The 21,300-nt window shown below is 57.9% G+C and carries 15 protein-coding genes; 4 read left to right on the top strand and 11 right to left on the bottom strand.

Annotated elements, in window-relative coordinates:
- Positions 1–32 precede the first annotated feature (32 nt).
- The 7 genes from ACG1VR_RS11370 to ACG1VR_RS11340 all read right to left on the bottom strand — a co-directional run bounded on the left by ACG1VR_RS11370 (position 33) and on the right by ACG1VR_RS11340 (position 10,428).
- The gene (locus ACG1VR_RS11370) at positions 33–713 is read right to left on the bottom strand and encodes a GntR family transcriptional regulator (RefSeq protein ID WP_395490964.1); all 681 of its coding nucleotides are present in this window, start codon (positions 711–713) and stop codon (positions 33–35) included.
- 4 nt (positions 714–717) lie between these two features.
- Positions 718–4,338 (bottom strand): urea carboxylase, encoded by a 3,621-nt coding sequence (uca, locus tag ACG1VR_RS11365; protein WP_395490963.1) that lies wholly within the window; start codon positions 4,336–4,338, stop codon positions 718–720.
- 9 nt (positions 4,339–4,347) lie between these two features.
- Positions 4,348–6,144, bottom strand: coding sequence for an allophanate hydrolase (atzF, locus tag ACG1VR_RS11360; RefSeq protein ID WP_395490962.1), 1,797 nt, complete (start codon positions 6,142–6,144; stop codon positions 4,348–4,350).
- A 230-nt stretch (positions 6,145–6,374) separates the two neighbouring features.
- A complete protein-coding gene (locus ACG1VR_RS11355; protein ID WP_395490961.1) occupies positions 6,375–6,608 on the bottom strand; it encodes a DUF2526 family protein in 234 nt (77 codons plus the stop codon).
- A gap of 67 nt (positions 6,609–6,675) precedes the next feature.
- The gene (locus tag ACG1VR_RS11350; protein WP_279046115.1) at positions 6,676–8,274 is read right to left on the bottom strand and encodes an ABC transporter substrate-binding protein; all 1,599 of its coding nucleotides are present in this window, start codon (positions 8,272–8,274) and stop codon (positions 6,676–6,678) included.
- Between the two features lie 136 nt (positions 8,275–8,410).
- Positions 8,411–9,130 carry a glutamine amidotransferase gene (locus ACG1VR_RS11345; protein ID WP_395490960.1) on the bottom strand — a complete coding sequence of 240 codons (720 nt, stop codon included), beginning with the start codon at positions 9,128–9,130 and terminating at the stop codon, positions 8,411–8,413.
- Between the two features lie 98 nt (positions 9,131–9,228).
- On the bottom strand, positions 9,229–10,428 hold the full coding sequence (locus tag ACG1VR_RS11340; RefSeq protein WP_395490959.1) for an MFS transporter: 1,200 nt from the start codon (positions 10,426–10,428) through the stop codon (positions 9,229–9,231).
- A 92-nt stretch (positions 10,429–10,520) separates the two neighbouring features.
- Between ACG1VR_RS11340 and ACG1VR_RS11335 the strand changes: the two genes are divergently transcribed.
- Positions 10,521–11,039 carry an Lrp/AsnC family transcriptional regulator gene (locus ACG1VR_RS11335; protein WP_016536545.1) on the top strand — a complete coding sequence of 173 codons (519 nt, stop codon included), beginning with the start codon at positions 10,521–10,523 and terminating at the stop codon, positions 11,037–11,039.
- A 2-nt stretch (positions 11,040–11,041) separates the two neighbouring features.
- Here the strand turns inward: ACG1VR_RS11335 and ACG1VR_RS11330 are convergent, their stop codons facing one another.
- From ACG1VR_RS11330 to ACG1VR_RS11315, 4 genes are all read right to left on the bottom strand, one after another.
- Complete coding sequence (locus tag ACG1VR_RS11330) at positions 11,042–12,103, bottom strand: DUF2955 domain-containing protein (protein ID WP_016536546.1); 1,062 nt, start codon at positions 12,101–12,103, stop codon at positions 11,042–11,044.
- Entirely contained in the window at positions 12,093–13,154 is a 1,062-nt protein-coding gene (locus tag ACG1VR_RS11325; RefSeq protein ID WP_016536547.1) for an HlyD family secretion protein, read from the bottom strand. Before ACG1VR_RS11325 ends, ACG1VR_RS11330 begins: the two co-directional genes overlap by 11 nt.
- A 59-nt stretch (positions 13,155–13,213) precedes the next feature.
- Positions 13,214–13,672, bottom strand: a complete 459-nt coding sequence (locus ACG1VR_RS11320) for a MarR family winged helix-turn-helix transcriptional regulator (RefSeq protein WP_039898258.1) — start codon at positions 13,670–13,672, stop codon at positions 13,214–13,216.
- 163 nt (positions 13,673–13,835) lie between these two features.
- Positions 13,836–14,387, bottom strand: a complete 552-nt coding sequence (locus ACG1VR_RS11315; RefSeq protein ID WP_172569900.1) for a flavodoxin family protein — start codon at positions 14,385–14,387, stop codon at positions 13,836–13,838.
- Positions 14,388–14,666: 279 nt separating this feature from the next.
- Between ACG1VR_RS11315 and ACG1VR_RS11310 the strand changes: the two genes are divergently transcribed.
- From ACG1VR_RS11310 to ACG1VR_RS11300, 3 genes are read left to right on the top strand one after another with little or no spacing between them, the layout of a single operon-like run.
- Complete coding sequence (locus ACG1VR_RS11310; RefSeq protein ID WP_395490958.1) at positions 14,667–16,037, top strand: SrfA family protein; 1,371 nt, start codon at positions 14,667–14,669, stop codon at positions 16,035–16,037.
- Between the two features lie 2 nt (positions 16,038–16,039).
- On the top strand, positions 16,040–19,012 hold the full coding sequence (locus ACG1VR_RS11305) for a virulence factor SrfB (protein WP_395490957.1): 2,973 nt from the start codon (positions 16,040–16,042) through the stop codon (positions 19,010–19,012).
- A complete protein-coding gene (locus tag ACG1VR_RS11300; RefSeq protein ID WP_395490956.1) occupies positions 19,009–21,150 on the top strand; it encodes a virulence factor SrfC family protein in 2,142 nt (713 codons plus the stop codon). The genes ACG1VR_RS11305 and ACG1VR_RS11300 overlap by 4 nt, the downstream gene beginning before the upstream one ends.
- Positions 21,151–21,300: the final 150 nt, after the last annotated feature.

Raw genomic sequence — 21,300 nt, 5'->3', positions numbered from 1 at the left:
AAGTCTGACTCCCCTAAAAGAAAAATAGATAGTTAGCCCAGCTTGAGCTGCCGGGCCTGGTGCAGCATATGAAGCGTTATCTGACGAACCTCTTTCTGACTGGCGGCGATATGGTCGTGTAGCCGGATTTGTGCCTCCTGAAGATTGCGATCCCATACGGCGAGCAAAATCTGCCCGTGTTCTGCGTAAGTCGCGGTGACTCGGGGCTGGCGGGTAAAGTCCAGCCTGCGCACAATGCGAATTTTTTCGGTGATTTCCCGGTGGATCCTCGCCATTTCCGGGTTGCCCGCCGAGGAAACCAGCGTCATATGAAAAGCCTCATCGTGCGGCGCAACATTCATGCCCTCGTCGAGCTGCGGGCTGTCGAGCCAGAATTGTTTAAGCGCCTGCAACGGCTGCGGCCAGTCCGGCTCGGCTCGCTGGCATAGCCGCTTCACCGCCTCAAGCTCCAGCACGATGCGCAAGTCGTAAAGTGACTCGAGACTTTCGAAATCCACCGCTTTGATCTGCCAGCCGCTGCGGGGCTGCACATCGACATAGCCTTCCTGTTGCAGGGCATAGAGCGCCTGGCGAACCGGCGTGCGGCTGGCGCACATGCGGTCCGCAATTTCGTTTTCGCTGAAGCGATCGCCCGGCAGCAGCTGGAAGTCGAAGATCTCCTGCTTTAGCTGCTGGTAAATGCGTTCGGCTACGGCTTCTGGTCGCTTTGGCATAGGCTTACACCGCGTCCAGCCACAGCAGCGCATCTCCCGGCCCCACCGGTCGCCCCTGCTGGCACTGAATACGCACCACCTTGCCGTCGCACGGGGCGCTGACCAGCAACTCCATTTTCATCGCCTCGACCACAATCAGCGGCTCGCCCTGCTTCACGCTCTGACCCGGCTCCACGAGAATTTTCCAGACGTTGCCGTTCAGGTCAGCGCTAACCAGCTGCCCTTCCTGCTCTTCATCCGGCACTCCGGCGGCGAGCAGCGCGCTTTCAACCGCGGCGCTTTCCTGTTCCTTCCAGTGCGCGACTTCACTGTGGAAGGCTGTCTGCTGGCGGCTGCGGAATGCGGCGATATCTTCTGCGTTGTCGGCAAGGAAGCGGCTGTATTCGGCGAAGTCGAACTCAACCTCTTCAATTTCAATCTGCGCTCGCCCCTCACGGAATGCGCTACGCAAGCGGGTTAGCTCTTCTTCACTCACCGGGTAGAAACGCACCTGGTCGAAGAATTTCAGCAGCCACGGCTCGTCGCCAAACTGCTCGTTTTTGAGGAATTTGTTCCAGATAGGCAGCGTGCGCCCTACCAGTTGATAGCCGCCGGGCGAGTCCATGCCGTAGATGCACATATACATGCCGCCAATGCCCACCGTGCCTTCTGCCGTCCAGGTGCGTGCCGGGTTATATTTGGAGCTCAGCAGACGGTGGCGCGGGTCGAGCGGTACCGCGCAGGGTGCGCCGAGATATACGTCGCCCAGGCCCAGCACCAGATAGCTGGCGTCGAACAGGATCTGCTTCACCTCTTCGCGGCTTTGCAGCCCGTTAGTGCGCTGAATAAAATCGACGTTGTTTGGCAGCCAGGGCGCCTCCTCCCGCACCGTCTCCCGGTAACGTTCCACCGCAGCCAGCGTGGCGCTATCTTCAAATGCCAGCGGGAGGTGAATCACGCGAGAAGGAATTTTCAGGCTGGTTACGTCGCCAAGCTGTTTTTCCAGACTCAAGAGCAGCGCCAGCAGCTGGCTCTGGGAAATTTGCTGGCCGTCATAGCGAATTTGCAGCGAACGCACGCCCGGAGACAGCTCTTCAATACCCGTCTGTCCGGCCTGTTTAATCGCCTTCATCAGCAGGTAAATGCGCAGCCGCAGCGCCAGATCCAGCACGTTGTCGCCGTATTCAATCAGCAAATAGTTGTCTCCCGCCTGGCGATAAGTCACCGCAGGCAGCGCCCCTTCGGCGGCCAGTTGGGCAAGAATAGCGGCGCTGGTCGTCGCACCCGGCTCGATGGAAGGATGCAAGTCAGGCAAGGTGTTTACCGCACAGAGATGGTTGACGGCCACCTGCTGGGCAATTTCCAGCGACTGGGCGTGCTCAAAACTGATGGCGTGAAAACGAATGCGGTCGCCGGGCTTAACCTGCCCGACCTTCCACAACTCGGCTTTGGCAATCGTCACCGGGCAAACAAAGCCGCCGAGGCTTGGCCCGTCTCGCGTGAGGATCACCGGAAAATCGCCGGTAAAGTTCACCGCGCCGATGGCATATTCACAGTCGTGAACGTTAGAGGGATGCAACCCCGCCTCGCCGCCGTCGGCTCTCGTCCATTCGGGTTTTGGCCCCACCAGGCGCACGCCGAGACGGTTAGAGTTGTAGTGAACCTGCCATTCGGCGCTGAAGAAGGTTTCCATCGACTCAGGCGTGAAGAAGTCCGGCGCGCCGTGCGGCCCGTACAGCACGCCAATATCCCAGACTTCGCCGTACTGCGGGATAAGCGCCGGTTCCGGGGCCTGCGGCAGGCCGATAGGCGCAGGCGTGGTGCAGGCCGTAAGACCCGGCTGCGAGATAGCCAGCACGTCCGCAATGCGCAGAGTGCGCCCGGCATGGCCGCCAAACTGCCCGAGGGCAAAGGTCGAGCGGCTGCCGAGATAAACCGGCACGTCGAAACCGTTACGCACCGCCAGATAGGTGCGACACCCGCTGCTGGCGCGACCCAGCTTGAGAACCTGCCCGGCTTTAACCACCGTCGGCAGCCAGAAACTTACCGGCTGGTCGTCAAGCGTGGCCGGGCAAGGCGCGCCGGTGAGCGCAATAGTCGCCTCGCTGTGAAAGCGCAGCGTTGGCCCCTGCAACGTAAACTCCAGCCCGGCGGCGGAAGGATGGTTGCCGACGATACGGTTAGCCAGCCGGAAGGCATAATCGTCCATAGGCCCGGAGGGCGGCACGCCGATGTCCCAGTAGCCCAGGCGACCCGGGCTGTCCTGGATGCTGCTCCAGGTGCCTGGCTCCAGCACCTCAACGGCATGAGCCTGATAACTCACGCTATCCAGCAGGCGCGTCCACATCACGCCCGCTTTAAACTCCGGCAGCTGAATAATCTGGCGCAGATAGTCGATATTGGTGGCAATGCCGTGCAGGCGGGTCGCCGCCAGAGCCGCGTTTAGTTTACTTAACGCCTGCTGGCGGTCTGCGCCGTGAACGATGATCTTGGCGATCATCGGATCGTAAAACGCGCTCACTTCGCTGCCGGTGCTGACCCAGCCGTCTACCCTGACATTCGGCGGGAAATACACTTCGCTCAAGACGCCAGGCGACGGCTGGAAGTTTTTCAGCGCATCTTCCGCATAAATACGAACTTCGATGGCTGCGCCCTGAGGGGCTTCCGCCATTTTCTGCCAGTCCGGGGAGTTTCCCGCCGCCACGCGAAGCATGCATTCAATAAGGTCAAGACCGGTTACACACTCGGTTACCGGGTGCTCAACCTGCAAGCGGGTATTCACTTCGAGGAAATAAAAAGCATCCCGGGCCGCATCGTAAATAAACTCCACCGTACCGGCGCTGCGGTAGTTGACCGATTCACCCAGCGCCACGGCAGCACGATGCATAGCCTCGCGGGTTGCCTGCGGCAAATTTGGCGCGGGCGTCTCTTCCACCACCTTCTGATTGCGGCGCTGTAGTGAGCAATCACGCTCGCCGAGCGCCACGACCTTCCCTTTACCATCGCCAAAAATTTGCACTTCAAGATGACGAGCCTTATCGACAAAGCGTTCGATAAACACGCCGTCATCGCTAAAGAATTGCGCGCCCATGCGCTTAACGCTTTCCCAGGCCTCAAGCAGCATTGCTTCGCTATCGCAGCGCGTAAGGCCGATGCCCCCGCCGCCTGCCGTGGTTTTTAGCATCACCGGATAGCCAATTTTTGCCGCCGCCAGCTGCGCCTCTGCAAGCGATGTCAGCAGGCCGGTTCCCGGCGTCATGGGGACATCCACCCCGGAAGCCAGTTCACGGGCGCGGTGTTTCAGGCCAAAATCGCTTATTTGCTGCGCGGTTGGGCCGATAAAAACGATGCCAGCGGCCTCACAGGCTTCGGCAAACTCGGCCCGCTCTGAGAGAAAACCATAGCCGGGGAAAATCGCCTCCGCGCCGCTCTCTTTGGCAGCAGCCAGGATTTTTTCAATATTCAGGTATGTGTCACCGGCTTTGTCTCCGCCCAGAGCAATCGCCATATCGGCGTCAATAACGTGCTGCGCGCTGGCGTCGGCGTCCGAATAAACGGCAATGCTGGCAATGCCCATTCGCTTCAGCGTGCGGATGGCACGGCAGGCAATTTCACCGCGGTTGGCTATCAGTACCTTGCTAAACATGTTCCCTCCTCAGGCGCTATGATGGCGAGCGAGCCAGGCTTTCCAGCCGCCCCACGCGGTAATGTCCGTCGCGCCTTCGATTGCGCACGGTTCACAAATAAAGCCTTTCACGCTGCGCCCGTCGTTCAGGGTGAGCGTGCCAATGCCAAGCGGAGCCGGGATCTCGGCAACAAATTCCCCGAAACGAGCCAGCGGGATGTCCCAAAGCTCAACGGCAATCGGCTGCCCTTCTGCCGCTCGCACCAGGCCAGGTTTTGGCGGCTGGGTATTGGCTAAGGCGTACAGGCGGTAGGTTTCGGCGGTGTGCGTTTCTTCGATAAACACCGCATTACGATCGGTAAGCTGGTGGTTCAGCGGCATACCGCGCAGATGAGCGCCAACGACCGCCACGCGCACGTAGCCCTCATTCGGAGTAAAAGGCCGGGTCGCAGGCAATTTCTGCGAGGTGGCTCCTGCTTGCAGACCAGACTGGTTTTGCCAGACCGACCCGAAGTGGCTGAGCGCGGCGTCATGCCAGGCTGGCGCAATCAACGTTATCCCCGCAGGTAAACCGTCGGCACGGAAATCGGCGGGCAGCGCCAATGCGCTGAGATCGGCGAGATTTGTGAAGTTGGTATAAGTGCCAAACTGCGAGTTGTAGCGCACAGGCTCATCCCGCATTTCCGCGATGGTATGGATGGTTGGCGAAGTCGGCACGACCAGCGCGTCAAACTCCGCCAGTTGCTGATTGATACGGCGCGACAGCCCGGCTCGGGTATATTCGGCCTGCCAGGCATCGCAGGCTGAGTAATTCAGCCCGCCCGCAACAATGCCGCGCACGGTTGGGTCCATGGCTTCCGGGTGTTTTTCAAAAATCTCTTTTACCGCCACGGTACGTTCTGCAACCCATGCGCCGTAATAGAGCTGCTCTGCGAGCGTGATGAAGTCGCTGAAATCAATGGCAACCAGCTCCGCGCCCATTGCCATCAGTCGCTCCAGAGAACGCTGAAACGCCTCTTCGCTCTGCGTATCGCCGAAAAACTCCAGCCTGTCGGGAATGGCAAAACGCATAGCCGGACTGAAACGTGCCGGAGCGGTATTGGGATTCGTGCGCGAATAGGGATCGAGCGGATCGTAGCCGCCAGCCACGCTGGCAACCAGGCTGGCATCTGCTGCGGTATGGGCGAAAATAGATACGCAGTCATTAAGGCGGCAGGCGGGCACCACGCCCGTGGTTGAAAGCCAGCCTTTGGTCGGCTTTAAGCCCACAATATTGTTAAACCCGGCGGGTACGCGGCCGGAACCTGCTGTGTCGGTTCCCAGCGAGAAGCAAACCAGGCCCCGGGCCACCACGGAGGCAGAGCCAGAACTTGAGCCGCCGCTCACATAATCCGGGTTAAAGGTGTTTACCACCGCCCCAAAAGGCGAACGTGTTCCCACCAGGCCGGTAGCAAACTGGTCGAGGTTGGTTTTGCCCACCACGATTGCCCCGGCCGCTTTAAGGCGCGCAATTACAGTGGCGTCTTTGCCCGGTTGATAAGTAAATTCCGGGCAGGCGGCGCTGGTTGGCATCCCGGCAACATCGATATTATCTTTAACCGCAAACGGCGCGCCTAATAAGGGAAAATCATCCACCGTTTTCGTTCCGGCATTTAACGCCTGCAACAGAAAATTTAGCTGGTCAGCTATTTGCTGCTCGCTGGCAATATAAATCCAGGCATTATCCTGCCGGGAAATATCCGTCATCAGCCGGCGGTAAGCGCCGACGAGAAGGTCGGGCTGCGGGCGGTAATCATTAATCCACTGCGATAACAGAGCGACTGTCATAAACTGGCATCCCAACTGGTATACAAGATGGAATAGATAAAGCAATTACAATGCCAGAATAATTAATTCATTAATTAACAATAAGATAGAATTTAAACATAAGTTTTAATTATATTGATCGCACCGTTATGGCGCTTTATTTTAGTGCGGATGGCTTATTCACAGCAGATATCCGGCGACCGCATTTGCCGCCGGATATATTATTTGAAGTGATACCGCGAGCAAGCAGTTTAAATAATAGTTCCGCTGCGCGTCAGTAACTCGCGGCGTTCTTCGGTTTCTTTTTTATGATGATTGCCCTTGTGGGCAATGGCGATGCGCAGGCGCTGCTGCTGGGCGTAGCGATCTTCACGCGTTAACTCCGCGTCTTCACTTAATTCGATCAGTAACTCGTTCATATGAACAATGACGTCTTCGGCAATTGCCGCGTCTACACGGCTGATAACGTCTTCAAGATGAGCCATAGATATTCCTTACGATTCTTACAGTGTTTCACCCCTCACACCTGCATTCGTGAGGGGCGAGAGTGTCTTAGTCCAGCTTAGCCTTAGAGAAGTCGCTTCCGGCCAGGCTCACGCTATAGCCGCTGACGTTGCTGCGGGTAACGTAGAAGGTTTTTCCGTTAGCCAGCGCAATCCACGGAGCCTGCTGGTAATAAACCTGCTGAGCCTGAACGTAGAGTTTAGCGCGGGCGGCCGGGTCGCTGGTTAACTTAGCTTTCTGTACCAGAGCATCGTAGTTTTTATCGCACCAGCGGGCAACGTTGGAGCCGCTGGCAACGCTGCCGCAGCCCAGCAGCGTATCCGCGAAGTTGTCCGGGTCGCCGTTGTCGGACATCCAGCCGAACAGCGCGGAGGAGTGCTCGCCTTTGCGCATCCCGGCCAGATATTCGCCCCATTCGTACGTCACGATTTTGGCGTTAACGCCAACTTTCGCCCAGTCGCTCTGGATCATCTCGGCAATACGGCGTGAATTTGGATTATAGGGACGCTGCACCGGCATCGACCACAGGTCGGTATCAAAGCCCTTCTCCAGCCCGGCTTGCTTCAGCAGCGCTTTAGCTTTCTCCGGGTTGTAATCGTAATCTTTCAGATCTTTATCATAACCGAGCATGGTCGGCGGGATCGGGGATTTAGCCACCGTGCCGGAGCCCATGAACACTGCGTTAACGATGGCTTTTTTATCCACCGCGTAGTTCAGCGCCTGGCGCACCAGAGCATTATCAAACGGCTTTTTGCCGGTGTTAAACGCCAGATAGCCTACGTTCAGGCCGTCGATGCTGTGCAGCGCCAGGTTTTTATCCGCCTTGATGGCGTCAAACTGCACCGGGCTGGGTGCCGGGATAATCTGGCATTCGTTTTTCTGCAACTTGGCCAGGCGCGTTTGCACGTTAGGCGTAATAGAGAAGATCAGGTGCTTAGTCGGCACCTCGCCTTTCCAGTAGTTCGGGTTGGCAACATAGCGGATCACCGAATCGATTTTGTAATCCTGTAGCGCATACGGCCCGGTGCCGATAGGGTTATTATCCACGCGCTCCGGCGTGCCCGCTTTTAGCATCGCATCGGCATATTCCGCCGAAAGAATAGAAGCGAAGTCCATGCCCCAGTCGGCAAGGAAGGCGGCGTTCGGCTCGCTGAGGGTGAACTGAACGTGGTAATCATCCAGTTTTTTCACATCGACAATAAGCTTGTCCAGCCCGACGTCGTTAAAGTATTCGTAATTCGCCTGGGAGACTTTGTGGTACGGGTTGTTGGCGTCTTTCTGGCGCATAACCGAAAACACCACATCGTCGGCGTTGAAGTCGCGCGTTGGCTTAAAGAATTTATTGCTGTTGAACTTCACGCCCTGACGCAGCGTAAAGGTATATGTTTTGCCGTCCGGGCTGATTTTCCATTCTGTTGCCAGAGAAGGGATCGGCGTATTGTCGCTCGGGTTGAAATCAATCAGGCGGTTATAGAGCGTTTGCGAGCTGGCGACAAAGCTTGGGCCGGAGCTGGCGATTTGAGGGTTAAAGGATTCCGGAGAGGCTTCAGAGCAGTAGACCAGAGTGCTGTTTGCCGCCGCCATTGCGCCGCTCGCCGGGAGGAGCGCGCTTAGCAGCAGGCCGAGCAGAGTTTTCCCTGTAGACATGTTGTTTGCCTTTTATTTGCTTGCCAAATGGTTGATCAACTTATTATTACTCACAGTAATAACAGCACAGCATGGCGCCACAATCAAACAGCAAACATCCGGTTTCCTGTGTAATTGTGGCGGTTAAGGTGTGTATTCAGGCAGATGGCAATACAAAACGCTGCAAAATGGCTCTGGCTTCAGGCGTTCCACTGACCTCGCTCAGCAAGGCCTGTTTGTCTTTGCCCTTCAGCGCCGCCCGCTCGCTGCGGCTGGCAATTATCTTGTTCATCACCGAGGGGGTGAATTCAGGGTGGAATTGCACCGAAATCGCGCTCGGCGTGTAGCGGATAATCTGGTTGGCGTCGTGGGAGGACGCTCCCAGGCAGACCGCGCCCGGAGGCAGTTCCAGCACGCTTTGCTCATGGCTTAAAAATACCGGAAACGCCGGGGGAAGATGAGCGAGCGCCGGGTCTTTTTGGCCCGCCGCGTTAAGCTCAACCTGAAGTTGCCCGACTTCGCTTCCCTGCGGGTGGTAATCCACGCGCCCGCCCAGCGCATAGGCCATAAGCTGATGTCCGTAACAGACGCCAAACAGCGGCGTTCCGGCGGCCACCACCTGTTTAATCCATTCCGCCGTGCGCTCGCTCCAGGCTTCGTGCTCGGTCACCATCGACCAGGAGCCGGTAATTACCGCAGCCTGAAAGGTCTCCGGCGCAGGCAGCGGCTCATCCAGGAACGGGCGAACAATTTTAAGCTCGACTTCCGGGTGCTTTAGCGCCGCCTCAAACCACGACGGCTGGTCGCCCACCGCGTTGCGAATATCGACCGGCGGCCGCCCCATCTGCACCAGCAGAACTGGCAATTTTTCACTCATGCGTAAGTCATCCTCAGAGTCATCCCGATGCTCCAGAATTAGCACAGGCCGCCGGGGTTGTCTCAGACAAAAAAGCTATAAAATGTAAGCCAGAATGTTCAATCTGCTGCCCTGATTGCCTGACCGGCGAAGTCCCTCCACAGGCAGGTAAGCACCGCGAGAACGGTTAAACCCAGCGAAACCAGGGCCGCCAGTGCAAAGCCATGATGAGTGTAGAGTGGCCCATAGCCGCTGCTCCCGGCAAAGACCGCAAGGTAGGTTACGGCGCTGTTCAGCCCCATCAGCGTGCCGCGCTTTGCCGGATCGATTGCCGTAAGCCGCTGGATCAGCAGATTGACGCCCAGATGGTTAACCAGCCCAAGCGTAAACAGCAGGAAAATGACGGCCATAAAGCTGCCGCCCAGCAAGGCCAGCCCGAGGTAAACCGCTGCCGCTACCAGCAGCACGGGCGGCATCAGCCTTCGGGTGCCAAGCTTATCCACCATGCCGCTAAGAAATGCCGCACAGCCAAACCCTGCGCCGTAGGCCACGGCTACTACGCCGTTTGCCGTAACCGGCAGGCCCAGCCCCTGATGGAGATGATCGCCAAGGTAAGCATACAGCCCATAAAAAGCGGTCATAAAAGCGCCGCAAACCACCAGCAAGGATTTTATGCCGGGTAAACTCAGCGCAGAAAGCGGAGACGGCGCGATCCCGGCAGCCGGGCGATCCTGCATGTTTAAGCGGATAAGCGCGAATAACGCCAAGGCCGCCAGCCCGCTCACAGAAACGTAAACCGCGCGCCAGCTAATCAGCTCGGTAAGAACCACCGAGAAGGAAACGCCCGCCACCATACTCAGCGTCCAGCCGGTCAGCACTTTGCCAATGGTCCGGCTCTCCCTGCCCGGCTGAGCGATGGCCGCGGCGCTGGCATAAATAGCGGGTAAGGCGATCCCTGAGGCAACCCCGGCAATAAGCTGAGAAGCAACGAACAACGTGACGGACGGTGAAGATGCGCAGAACAGCAGAGCCGCACCCAGCAGGCTCATGGTGAATTTCAGCATTCTGGCCGAACCAACCAAATCAATAAACCGGGCCAGGAATAACGCGCTGGCTGCCGTCCCGAGACCAAAGGCCGCAGCGGCCATCATGACCGCCGGCACCGTCGCGCCGAGTGAAGCGGCCACTTCAGGGCCAATAGGCCCCAGCACCATTGAGTTTGCGCCGATTACGCCGACGCAGCCGGTGAGTACATACACGGCTTTAGAGGATGTCAGAGACGGCTCCGGATGACACTCCAGACACTGGCTAGTTTTCATATTTCTTCCAGGATAACGATTAGAACTTGAATTATATTCGATAAAAACCAATTTTAACCGAATGAAATTCAGGATCATCAGCCAGAGGCAATATGAAAAAAGAAACAGATAGTATTAAGCAGAACGGCGTGGCGGAGCGAAATATCGATGCCGCCGACCGAAGAATATTAAGCGCGCTGGTGGAAGATGCCACCATCAGCTATGCGGATCTGGGTGAAAAGGTGGCGCTTTCCGCTCCGGCGGTGCACGAAAGAGTTAAGCGGCTGCGGCGCTCAGGCGTCATTCAGCAGACCTCCGCGATTATTGACCCGAAAGCTATCAACAAGAACCTGCTGGCCTTTGTCCACATTGACACCAAAGGCTGGGGAAAGACGCCGGATCTGCTGCGTATCTCCGCCTACCCGGAGGTAGAAGAGATCCATTCTGTGGCGGGCGATACCTCAATGTTGCTGAAAGTCCGTACCGAGGATTCACATGCCCTGGAGGCCCTGCTCGCCCACCTCTACGAGATTAACGGCGTGCTGGCGACCAGAACCTACATTGTGCTTTCGACCTACCTCGAACGCCCCGTTCAGCCCGGCATCACCAGCGACTGGCCGGGGCAGGAATAGCCTTACTTCATCACATAGCGCGTTGAGGCGAAATTATTCAGCAACTTATGGACAATAAAAGTGACCGCCAGAGTGCCGATAATCGCCACCGAAACCGATGAAATGCGGTACAACGCGCTAAAAACAATGTCCTGATTCGGGTGCATGTATTGCCCGAACATCAGCGCCAGGGTGGTAAGAATAGAGAAACCAACGCCCGGCCCCACTTTCTCAAACACATGTATACGCGCCGCGAGTAAAAAGCCCAGGCTAATCAGCGGCATCAGCAAAATCAGGTGGCGGCTGAAGTCATAAATAACCAACTGCACCAACAGAGCATAAATACAGCCTGCCACCACACCAACAATGCGCCACCACGAAGAAAGGATCGCCCCGCGAAAGTGCATCGGGAACAGCGCAAATATTCCGGCCATCAGCGCCGCCAGCGAATCATTCAGCGTGTAGATTTGAAACACCGTAAACAGGAGAGTAGCGGTAATCGAAGCCAGCAGCGTTTCATGCATTACCCTCGCCCCATCCTTTTGGATGGCGGGAGGCGGCTGCCGTGGCTCCAGGTCGGGCAGCAGGTAACAGCCCAGCGCCGAAAGCCCGACGGCCAACAGGCTGCCGATGATGTTTGAAATCATCAGGTCGCTCATGTCCGTTGTCGGATAGCTGAGAAAGTTCGCCATCACGCTCAGGCAAACCACGCCCATTGAGCCAAAAAGAAACAGCGGCCCGCGGCTCATCAGGTAGAACCGCACCATATACATCAGAAAAACGATAATTGTCATCGGCAGCGGGTATGTCGCCAGCACGGTGAACAGCACCGTCATTTCAACGCAGTTAATCAGGGCGTTGGCTATCATCTGCCGGGCAATGTGGCCGTTAAATATCGGCACCAGCCCGGTCAGCATTATCGGGTAGACAACGTAAAACACCCCGTACTGAGTATTCACCCAGCTATAGACAAACATCCCGATGCAGCCCGCCATCACGATGCGCAGCATATGGCGGAAGTCATTACCGCTGAAGGGTGTCGGCTTATTACGCTTGAGCGGGCCGAGGATAAATTTAATAAACATAGTGCAGCCAGCTCACCAGTTTTATCTGCATGCTGCCGATAAACGAGGCAAATGCCGAGGGAGAGTTGTATAGCTGAACCGTTGCTCTGGCACCCGCAGGCAGAGCGGGCATGGCCTCGCCTTCAAGCGTCAGGTGGATACGCATTCGCTGCGCGTCACGCACCCAGCGGTTTGAGGTTTCAGGGGCCGATAGCTGGCCGTTGATGGCCTGCTGCCCCGGTAAAACGCCCGCATCTTTGCTGGAGACATGTGCTTTAAACACCTGCCCCGGCAGGCCGTCAAAGACGATATCTGCGGCGGTATTGGGCAGGGTTTTACTCAGGCTTTTTTCGCGAAAATCGGCCACGATATCGAGATTATCGCTCACCAGCGCCAGCGCGGGCGCTCCGGCTCCGGCATACCAGCCCTCTTTCAGTTGCAGGTTACTGATTACCCCGTCGCTGCTTGCTACCACGCGGGTGTAATCCAGATTCAGTCGGGCATCGTTGAGCAGGTTACGGTACTTCTGTAGGGTGACGTTTTGCTCATCGCGGCTGCCGCGTGAAATAACCAACTGATCGAGCGCGGCCTTCAGGTTATTGACGTTTTGCTCAGCGCTCTGCCAGCGCGTGAATGCGGTATCTAAATCCTGCCTGGATATCAGGTTGCCGCTGCTCAGGCCGTTGTAGCGGTGATAGCTGCGCCCGGCGTTATCGGCGTCGAGCTGCGCCGCTTTGATTTTCGCCCGGCTGGCAGCAATCTGCGCATCAATTTGCTGGTTATCCAGAATCGCCTGCCGGTAGCCAATTTCCGCGCGCTCGAGCTGATTCTGATAAGGCTTATTATCGATTTCAAACAGCACGTCGCCCTTTTTCACCAGACTGTTATTGCTGACGTAGATATGCGTCACGTAGCCGGAAACGCGGGAAGATATCGGGGTAACAACACGCATAACCGTTGAGTCCGGGGTTTGCGGCACCCAGATATCAGCGGCAAGAAAATAGAAAAACATTGCGGCAAACAGCGCCAGCGTCACTTTTACCCAGCGGGTAAATCGTTGTTCAGGGGTCATAACTACTCACAAAAAGAGGACAAAAACGGGCCGCTCATGCCGCAGCCAGAAAAAAGGTATTAGCGAATTTTGATCATGTTGGCCGCGAGCTGGTTAACCGTCTGGCTAAACTGCTCGAGCTGTTCCTGAGGAATGTCCTGCGCAACCTCAAGCTGGCAGCGCTCGACGGTTTCGCTCACGGCTTTAATCGCCTGCTTCCCCGATTCCGTCAGCGAGATAAACTTCACCCGGCGATCTTTCTCATCCGGCGTGCGGGTCACATAGCCCTCCTTCTCCAGCACCGCAAGGGTTCGGGTCAGCGGAGGTAAATCAATGCCCTGCGCCCTGGCAAGATCCGTCACGGTCGTTTTATCCGCCGCGACGCTAAGCTGCATCAGCACCGTCCAGCTGCACTGGGTCAGGCCGGTAAAAGCGACGGCGTCATCAACAATCCCTCGCCACAGACGAACCAGCATCGCCAGACGCATACCCAGCGGCCGGTCGGCAAAGCCTGCTATATCGTACTTATCTTCATGCATGATGGGTTCCTGCCGGGAAATAGTTACTCTGATAGTTATCATGATAACTATAACTGTGGAAATTAAAACTGATAATCACCAGGGGTAATCAATACGGGGAAATAGCGGGTGGGATAAAACAAAAAAAAGCGCCCGCAGGCGCTTAGAAGGTAAAAGGCAGGATTTAGCTCAGGCGAGCGGCTACATCGGCAACGCGAGCGCCATATTTAACCGCAGTGTCCAGATCGCCCTGGGCAATTTGCTCTGCGCTGGCATCGGCTGGAGACTGGACCAGCAGGCCAACGGAGCCGCCGAGGTTGTTAACGTCGTCGCGGGTTGCCGCCAGGGTGTTAGAAGGCAGTTGACCGAGGCTGACCCAGATCCCGCCGTGCTGGGAAGCAAGGGTCTGCATCCACTGCAGGCTAACCTGCTTGTCGCCGTTCAGGCTGGCGCTGTTGGTGAAGCCGCCGAACACTTTGTCCTGCCAGCCGCGGGTGAACCAGACTTTGGAAGAGGCATCGGCGAACTTCTTGAACTGCCACGGAACGTTGCCCATGTAGGTTGGTGCGCCGAAGATAATCGCGTCGGCGTCGTTAAGCGTTTGCCAGTCTGCTTCCTGAATATCGCCATTGCTGTCAACGGCGATAAGTTCGGCGCTAGCGCCTTTGGCGACATGCTCCGCCACTCGTTTGGTGTGGCCGTATCCGGAAAAGTAAATAACAGCGATTTTAGCCATAATTTTTCTCGACATGGTTAGTGGAAAGGCTCCGGCCAGATGGCCGCAAAACTTCATCCATCCTCACCTTCTTTTACTTACAGGTCAAGAAGTTACCCGACCGTAAGTTACTTACCTGCGGGTAAGTATCGGCTTTGTAGTTAAGCCACTGTTTTATCTAATAGCCAGATAATTTACCCATTTTGCCGTCTCTTCTGCCGTTTGACTTAGGGCCGCCTGGTTAAAATGCTAAGCGTGAAGGTGGCTCTCGGGTGAGCCGTTAACAGCAGGATTGATGACGTGGCAAAAACATTATTGCGCAGTGGATGCCTTGATGACTTTCTCGCACTGGGCGAAAACGGTCAGGCGGTGTTTGATTCGGCGTTTCAGATACGCGAAACCTTACGCCTTCGTAAGCAGCAGGCCGTCGCCGACGCGCTGGCTATTCCCCAGCCGAACGATGAAGGTGACCGGGTAGACTGGTATTCTCCGCAGGAAGGCAGCGTGACCAGCTGGGCCGCCGCCAGCGATGAAGAACGCCGCACCGCCCTACGCTACCTCGATAATTGTCTGTCTAACGTGGCTTCGCTTAGCGCCCGCTGCCAGCAGGCGGAAAAAACCTCCATTCGCCTGTTTGGTGCCCTGCTCGAGAAAGCGCTGCAATTTCCCGGCAGCCAGCACGTTTACCTGGTGAACGGTAAACCAGTTATCACTTTTTGGGGCTTTGTAAACCTGAACCAGGGCGCGCGTGACGATGTGCTTGAATGCCTGCGTGCGGTCGAACCGCGTGAGCCGGAGATTGCTTTTATCCCGGAAGAGGAAATGCCGGAGCCGGAGCCTCTGCCGGTAGTGATTAGCGAGCCGGAAAAACCGCTGCTCGAAGCGCCGGTTGCGCTCCAGGCCTCAGATGAATCGCCGGTGTACAGCATTGGCCCCGCCCCTGCTAACGCCGCCGTGGTTGAAGAAACACCTGAAGTTCAACCGCAGCCCGCTTCCGCGCCTCAGGCCCGACGCCGCTGGCTACTGCCGGTAGCCGCCGTGGTTGTTCTCGCCGTTGCCGTTCCCGTTGGTTATTTCCTGATTTCAGGCCAGCAGCCCGCACCGGTCGCCGTTGCCCAGGCCGAGGTTGTGCCTCAGCCTGGTGCCCCGCGGCCCGTTCAGGCGGTCGAGGTTGCTAAAAGTAGCCTGCCGCTGACCCAGGCCGAAGTCGTGGTGCCGTCAAAACCCGAGCCTGCGCCAGTACCCGCCCCGGAGCCTGAAGTTATTGCCGTGGCCGCCGACGTACCGAAGAATGCGCTGATCCTCCCTGCCGAGGCGTTAAAGATTGGCTCCACCAAATTCCTCAACGGCACCTGGCGGGCACAGATCAACTTTAGCGATCCTATCACCGGCAAGCCGCCGAGCCTGCGCTACCAGATTGCCAACAACAAAGGCAGCGTGCGCCTGGTTTACGGCGACAATGTAGTCTGTAAAGCCGAAGTCTTCTCCGGCCTGCATCAGTCCGGCGCGTTGATGATTAAAACTCGCGGTAGCGCACGTTGCAGCGACGGCAACCGCTACCCGATGCCGGAAGTCACCTGTAAGACCGGCAGCAACGGTGCCGCAGAGTGCACGGGCCGCTATGAAAACGACAAAGTCGTGCCTATCACCTTCCGTAAAGTGAGTAACTGATAATGCTGGCGACTCTTTTTAACTACAAGCCGAGCGTTACGCTCATCAAAGACAGCGGCATTCAGTTCCTGGATTTTGGCCTGGCGCCGCAAACAAATGCCGCCCACGCCGGGCGCTTTGTGCGCCAGACGGCCAACGGCCCGCTGCTGCGCCTCGACTACGACGTAGTTCCTGGCAAATTTACCCTGCCCGGGGAGAACGGCTCCGCGCCTGAAGTGGTGAAACCCGAAAGCACCATTACGCTTGGCCACTCTCTGCGGGTGATGGACAAAACCTGGCTGCCGCTGCCGTTCCTGCGCTTTAACCCGCCGCGTACCTTTGTGGGCGGCCCGGATAACTGGGCGCGCGTGCAGGTTCGTGTCCTCGATACGCCGGACTCTGCTGGCAACACGGTGCGTATCAGCATTGCGCTGGACAGCAAAATCTACGCCGACGATCATCCCGCGGCGCACCTCGCGCCGACCGAGAGCGACGTGCGCAACGGCACCCGTTTTGCGCTGGCATGGCACAACCACGAAATCAAAGATTTTCTCGACCAGACCTGGGTCGACGGCTGGCTGCGTGAAGCCTTTAGCCAGTTTGCCACACGCGTGGAAGAGCGCGCCGAACGCGACCTGAGCGTGGCAATGAAAGCGTTCGAATACCAGGCGCATTACCTGAACATTCTAGAGCTTATCGGCAATCAGCTTGCGGTACCGGAAGTGAAAATCGTCACCGCTACGCTGCAATCTCCGGCGATTGACGTGGATTTAGTGCTCGACGTCGGCAATACCCACACCTGCGGCGTACTGATTGAAGACCACGGCGAAGAGAACGACGGCCTGCGCCAGACAGCCGAACTGCAAATCCGCTCCCTTAGCGAACCGCAGTTGATCAACGACGCAATGTTTACCAGCCGCCTGGAGTTCAGCGAAGCCAAATTCGGCAAGCAGCATTTCTCCGTGGAGAGCGGCCGCGACGATGCGTTCGTCTGGCCTTCTATTGCCCGCGTGGGCGACGAAGCCCGCCGCATGGCCTGCGCCCGCCTGGGTACGGAAGGTGCCAGCGGCATCTCCAGCCCGCGCCGCTATCTGTGGGACGTTACGCCCGCAAGCCAGGACTGGCGCTTCAGCCAGATGGGCGTGAAAAGCCAGCGTGAGCCGCTCGCGACCGCCTTCCCGCTGATGAACCTGATGAACGACGACGGCCAGCCGCTTTACGCCCTTCCGATGGACGAGCGCCTGCCGGTATTTTCCCCGCAGTACAGCCGCAGTTCACTGATGACCCTGATGCTGTGCGAGTTGCTGTCTCAGGCGCTGATGCAGGTCAACAGCATCGGTTCGCGCCAGAGCATGGGCCACCCGACGTCGCCGCGTCAGCTGCGTAACCTCATTCTTACCCTGCCTTCGGCAATGCCGAAGCCCGAGCGCGAGCTGTTCCGCCAGCGCATGCAGGAGGCGGTAGGCCTGGTCTGGAAAGCAATGGACTGGCACCCGACGGACGAAGGCTTCACGCTCGAGCGTGATAAGAAAAAAAGCATTGTGCCGGTGCCGGAAGTGCAGATGGAGTGGGACGAAGCGACCTGCGGCCAGCTGGTCTGGCTGTACAATGAGGCGCTGGTTAACTACGCCGGGCAGACCGGGCGCTTCTTTGAAAGCCTGGCCCGCCCCGACCGCGCGCTGACGCCAGACGAACCAGCAGGCAAAACGTTGCGCGTGGCCTCTATCGATATCGGCGGCGGCACGACGGATATGGCCATCACCCAGTATCAGCTGGACGACGGCGTAGGCAGCAACGTGAAAATCGCCCCGCGTTTGTTGTTCCGCGAAGGGTTTAAGGTTGCCGGTGACGACATCCTGCTGGACGTTATCCAGCGCTGCGTACTGCCCGCATTACAGGCTCATATTCATAAATCCGGCGTGGCCGATGCTCCGGGTTTGATGACGACGCTGTTCGGCGAGTCAGGCCGCATGGATACCCGCGCCACCCTGCGCCAGCAAACCGCGCTCCAGCTGTTTATCCCGCTGGGTCATGCGGTGCTTTCGTTCTGGGAAGAGAGCGACCCGGAAGAGCCGGATTCGGTGCTGGAAGCCACCTTTGGCGAGCTGCTGACGCAAATGCCAACCCGCAACGTCATCAATTACGTTCAGCAGGCGGTGCAGCATGAGCTCCCCGCCGACGCGCCGCAGTTCGACGTGATGAGCGTGCCGTTACAGGCAGAAATTGCCGCCCTGCAGGATGCGCTGCTGGCGGGCCAGTTTACCCTCACCGCCCCTTTACAGGCGCTGTGCGAAGTGATCAATCATTATTGCTGCGACGTACTGCTGGTCACCGGCCGCCCTGGCTGCCTGCCGGGCGTGCAGGCGTTGCTGCGCCATTTGCAGCCGGTGCCGGTCAACCGCATCGTCTGGCTGGATAACTACCAGACCCACGAATGGTATCCGTTCAGCCAGCAGGGGCGCATCGGCAACCCGAAATCTACCGCTGCGGTGGGTGCGATGTTGTGCAGCCTGGCGATGGATCTGCGCCTGCCCAGCTTTAACTTTAAGGCCGCCGATATTCAGGCCTACTCCACGGTGCGTTATCTCGGCATGCTGGACGGCAACGACCGCCTGCTGGAAGAAAACGTCTGGTATCGCGATATCGATCTTGATAGCCCGCAGGCGAGCCTGGACACCCGAGTCCACTTCCCGCTGCGCGGCAACGCCTGCCTCGGTTTCCGTCAGCTGGATAATGCGCGCTGGCCCGCCACGCCGCTGTATACCCTGGCTATCAACTCGCCGCAGCTGGCCAAGTCCATCGCCGGAGACGGCGTACTTAACGTCAGGCTGAAGCAAACCCGTGAGGCCGAGTCGTTCCATCTGACGGAGGCGTGGCTTTCAGACGGCAGTAAAGTGCCGCTTGAACAACTGAGTTTTAAATTGAATACCCTCGCCGGCAGCTACAGCGGCGCGACGCATTACTGGATAGACAGCGGGAGCGTGTATCAAAAATGAAGCAGTCAACCACCTCGCTTAACCATCTGGTGAACTGGGTTCAGATGACCCGTACTTTTGCTCCGCTGCTGGACAGCGAAGCCGACAGCCTGCTGATAAAACTCCAGCAGCTTAGCGAACGAAATCGACGCATTACCTCGCTTGAAGACGCGCCGCTAACGCTCGGCATCTACGGCCACGCGCTGGACGGTAAAAATCATCTGCTGAATACTCTGCAAGGCAGCCCGAATGGCCGCATTGATATTCAGCTTGGCGACAAACGCCTCGATTACCTGACGCACCTTAATCCGGGCCATACTCCGGCTGCAATGGCGGTACGCTTTAGCTCACAACAGCCCCCGGAAGTGGATAATTACCCCCTGCTGCTGACGCTGTATAGCGAAGTCGAGCTGGCTCAGCAGTTTATTAACCAATACCACGCAGCTCCGGCTCCGCGCCTTGCCACTTCCAGCGCGGTAACCCTGCGCTTAGCCGAACTTGAATCCCGCCGTCAGGCCACGCCGGTAGAGGGGCTAACGGCCGAACAGGTAGCCGATCTGCTACGCGGCTACCACCGCTTGCAGCGTCGCCAGAATCACCTCGACGTTAACGTTTGTTATCAGATGGCACAGCTCGCCCCGCTGCTTACGGTGGAAGATCGTGCTTCGCTGTTTGCCCTGCTGTGGGGAGAAGACAGCGCCCTGACCGAGACCTGGCTGCGGCTGGCTCACGCGCTCCAGCATCTCGGCGGCGTGGAGCAGGTATTGGCTCCGGCAAGCCTGGTGGTGGACAGCTTCCTGCTGCCAGCCGAAGGCTTCCTGATCCCGGCAAGTCCTGATGATCCTCAGGAGCAGGCCGACGTAATGGTTTGCCCGCTCTCGGAGCGCCAGCCTGGCCCACATCTTAGCCTGCCGCAGAGCGATCTTGCCCTGCTGTGCGCCGAAGTTGTGTTTACCCTGAACCAGGAATCCGCGCTGCCGCTGGTTGATTTGCTGGACATTCCCGGGCACCAGCTCACCTGGTACACCAACCGCCTTCAGCCCGATACGCTGCTGGTTTGCAACGCGGTAAGCGAGCGCGCTGAAGTTCAGGCGACCGGTAAAGCGCTGGCATGGTGGGTGGACAGCACCCAAAGCCCGGGGCACAGTTCGCTGCCGGGTCTGGTCTGGACAATCACGCCGTTCGACGCCCGTTTCACCAGCGGAGCCAGTCTCGATGATGGCGTACAAAGGCTGGTCGGCCACCCCGGCAAACGTTGGGGAACGCTACAGGCGCTGGACAGCCGAAATATGCACCGCCTGCTTGAATGGCTGACAGACGCTCTGAATCACGCCCGCCGCGAACAGCGCATTGCCGCTTTGCGTAACGAGCTGGACGCGCAAACCGTGGCCCTGTTCCAGCGCTTTAGCGAAGCCCATCAGGTCACGCCGCAGCAGGCTCGCCAGCAGGCAGAAGATCTTGTTCGCGCCCTGCAATCCCGAGCGACCCAGCACGGCAACCTGCTTGCCAGCCTGGTGCCTTCCCGCGATGCGCTCCAGCAGCGCTGGCTTCAGCACCAACAGCAGCATCAGCCGAAGCCGGAAGGTTTTGCCCTGGAGATAGACCTGTTTGCCGACACCGTTGAGAGCGAAGCGCCGGTGACCGATGGCATCAGTTATGCCCGCGCCGTGCACCAGCTCTGGGTTAATCACCTGCGCCTGCTCGGTCATCGCCGCGAAGCCGCGCACCAGTTTGGCCTCGACGGCATTCAGCTTCAGGCGCTGTGTGAGGTGCTGATTGTCGCCAGCTACCGGCTGGATGTTCCTGCCATGCTGGAACGCAGCATGCAGAGCGGCGAGTCCGGCCTTGAGCTGGACATTTCCCGCGCCAGCACGGTGCTGGGTGACTTCATCGCCTGGCTGGGCTATGCCAGCGTTCCCGTTTCTGGCCGCCCGGCGAGCCGTGTAAACAAAGGCCAGGCGGTATTTGCGCCCCCGGCTCAGGCCGACATCAGCCGCCGCCTGACAAAGCTTGGCGAGCAGCCAACACGGGGCAATGCCAGCTATGTTTACGACTGGCTGGTTGCGCTCTACACCCGAGCGACAGAAAACATCGGCTACCAGAACCCGCAGGATATAAACGATAAGCAGCGCCAGACATTGTTGAAATTATTGGGGTAAATGAGGTTGTCCTGACCCTGGCGGACATTTCCCCCAGGGTTGAGCCAAGTTCATATATGCAACAGTAAGAGGTTATCTCTTCTGCTTACAACCGTTTATGCCAATCTGGAGGGGATTCCGTTCACGCAATATCCCGCTGCTTATGTAGCT

It is taken from the genome of Cedecea davisae, assembly GCF_044095835.1.
GTDB classification, from domain to species: Bacteria; Pseudomonadota; Gammaproteobacteria; order Enterobacterales; family Enterobacteriaceae; genus Cedecea; species Cedecea davisae.
Note: the sequence above shows the minus strand (reverse complement) of the source record. Positions and strands in the feature narration are given on the sequence as shown.

What these genes read in the sequence shown, in the direction of transcription:
- ACG1VR_RS11315 (WP_172569900.1), bottom strand. Translation starts at nt 14,387, where the DNA reads ATGGCTAAAATCGCTGTTATTTACTTTTCCGGATACGGCCACACCAAA.
- uca (WP_395490963.1), bottom strand. Translation starts at nt 4,338, where the DNA reads ATGTTTAGCAAGGTACTGATAGCCAACCGCGGTGAAATTGCCTGCCGT.
- ACG1VR_RS11355 (WP_395490961.1), bottom strand. Translation starts at nt 6,608, where the DNA reads ATGGCTCATCTTGAAGACGTTATCAGCCGTGTAGACGCGGCAATTGCC.
- ACG1VR_RS11330 (WP_016536546.1), bottom strand. Translation starts at nt 12,103, where the DNA reads ATGTTTATTAAATTTATCCTCGGCCCGCTCAAGCGTAATAAGCCGACA.
- ACG1VR_RS11340 (WP_395490959.1), bottom strand. Translation starts at nt 10,428, where the DNA reads ATGAAAACTAGCCAGTGTCTGGAGTGTCATCCGGAGCCGTCTCTGACA.
- atzF (WP_395490962.1), bottom strand. Translation starts at nt 6,144, where the DNA reads ATGACAGTCGCTCTGTTATCGCAGTGGATTAATGATTACCGCCCGCAG.
- ACG1VR_RS11335 (WP_016536545.1), top strand. Translation starts at nt 10,521, where the DNA reads ATGAAAAAAGAAACAGATAGTATTAAGCAGAACGGCGTGGCGGAGCGA.
- ACG1VR_RS11345 (WP_395490960.1), bottom strand. Translation starts at nt 9,130, where the DNA reads ATGAGTGAAAAATTGCCAGTTCTGCTGGTGCAGATGGGGCGGCCGCCG.
- ACG1VR_RS11325 (WP_016536547.1), bottom strand. Translation starts at nt 13,154, where the DNA reads ATGACCCCTGAACAACGATTTACCCGCTGGGTAAAAGTGACGCTGGCG.
- ACG1VR_RS11305 (WP_395490957.1), top strand. Translation starts at nt 16,040, where the DNA reads ATGCTGGCGACTCTTTTTAACTACAAGCCGAGCGTTACGCTCATCAAA.
- ACG1VR_RS11300 (WP_395490956.1), top strand. Translation starts at nt 19,009, where the DNA reads ATGAAGCAGTCAACCACCTCGCTTAACCATCTGGTGAACTGGGTTCAG.
- ACG1VR_RS11350 (WP_279046115.1), bottom strand. Translation starts at nt 8,274, where the DNA reads ATGTCTACAGGGAAAACTCTGCTCGGCCTGCTGCTAAGCGCGCTCCTC.
- ACG1VR_RS11370 (WP_395490964.1), bottom strand. Translation starts at nt 713, where the DNA reads ATGCCAAAGCGACCAGAAGCCGTAGCCGAACGCATTTACCAGCAGCTA.
- ACG1VR_RS11320 (WP_039898258.1), bottom strand. Translation starts at nt 13,672, where the DNA reads ATGCATGAAGATAAGTACGATATAGCAGGCTTTGCCGACCGGCCGCTG.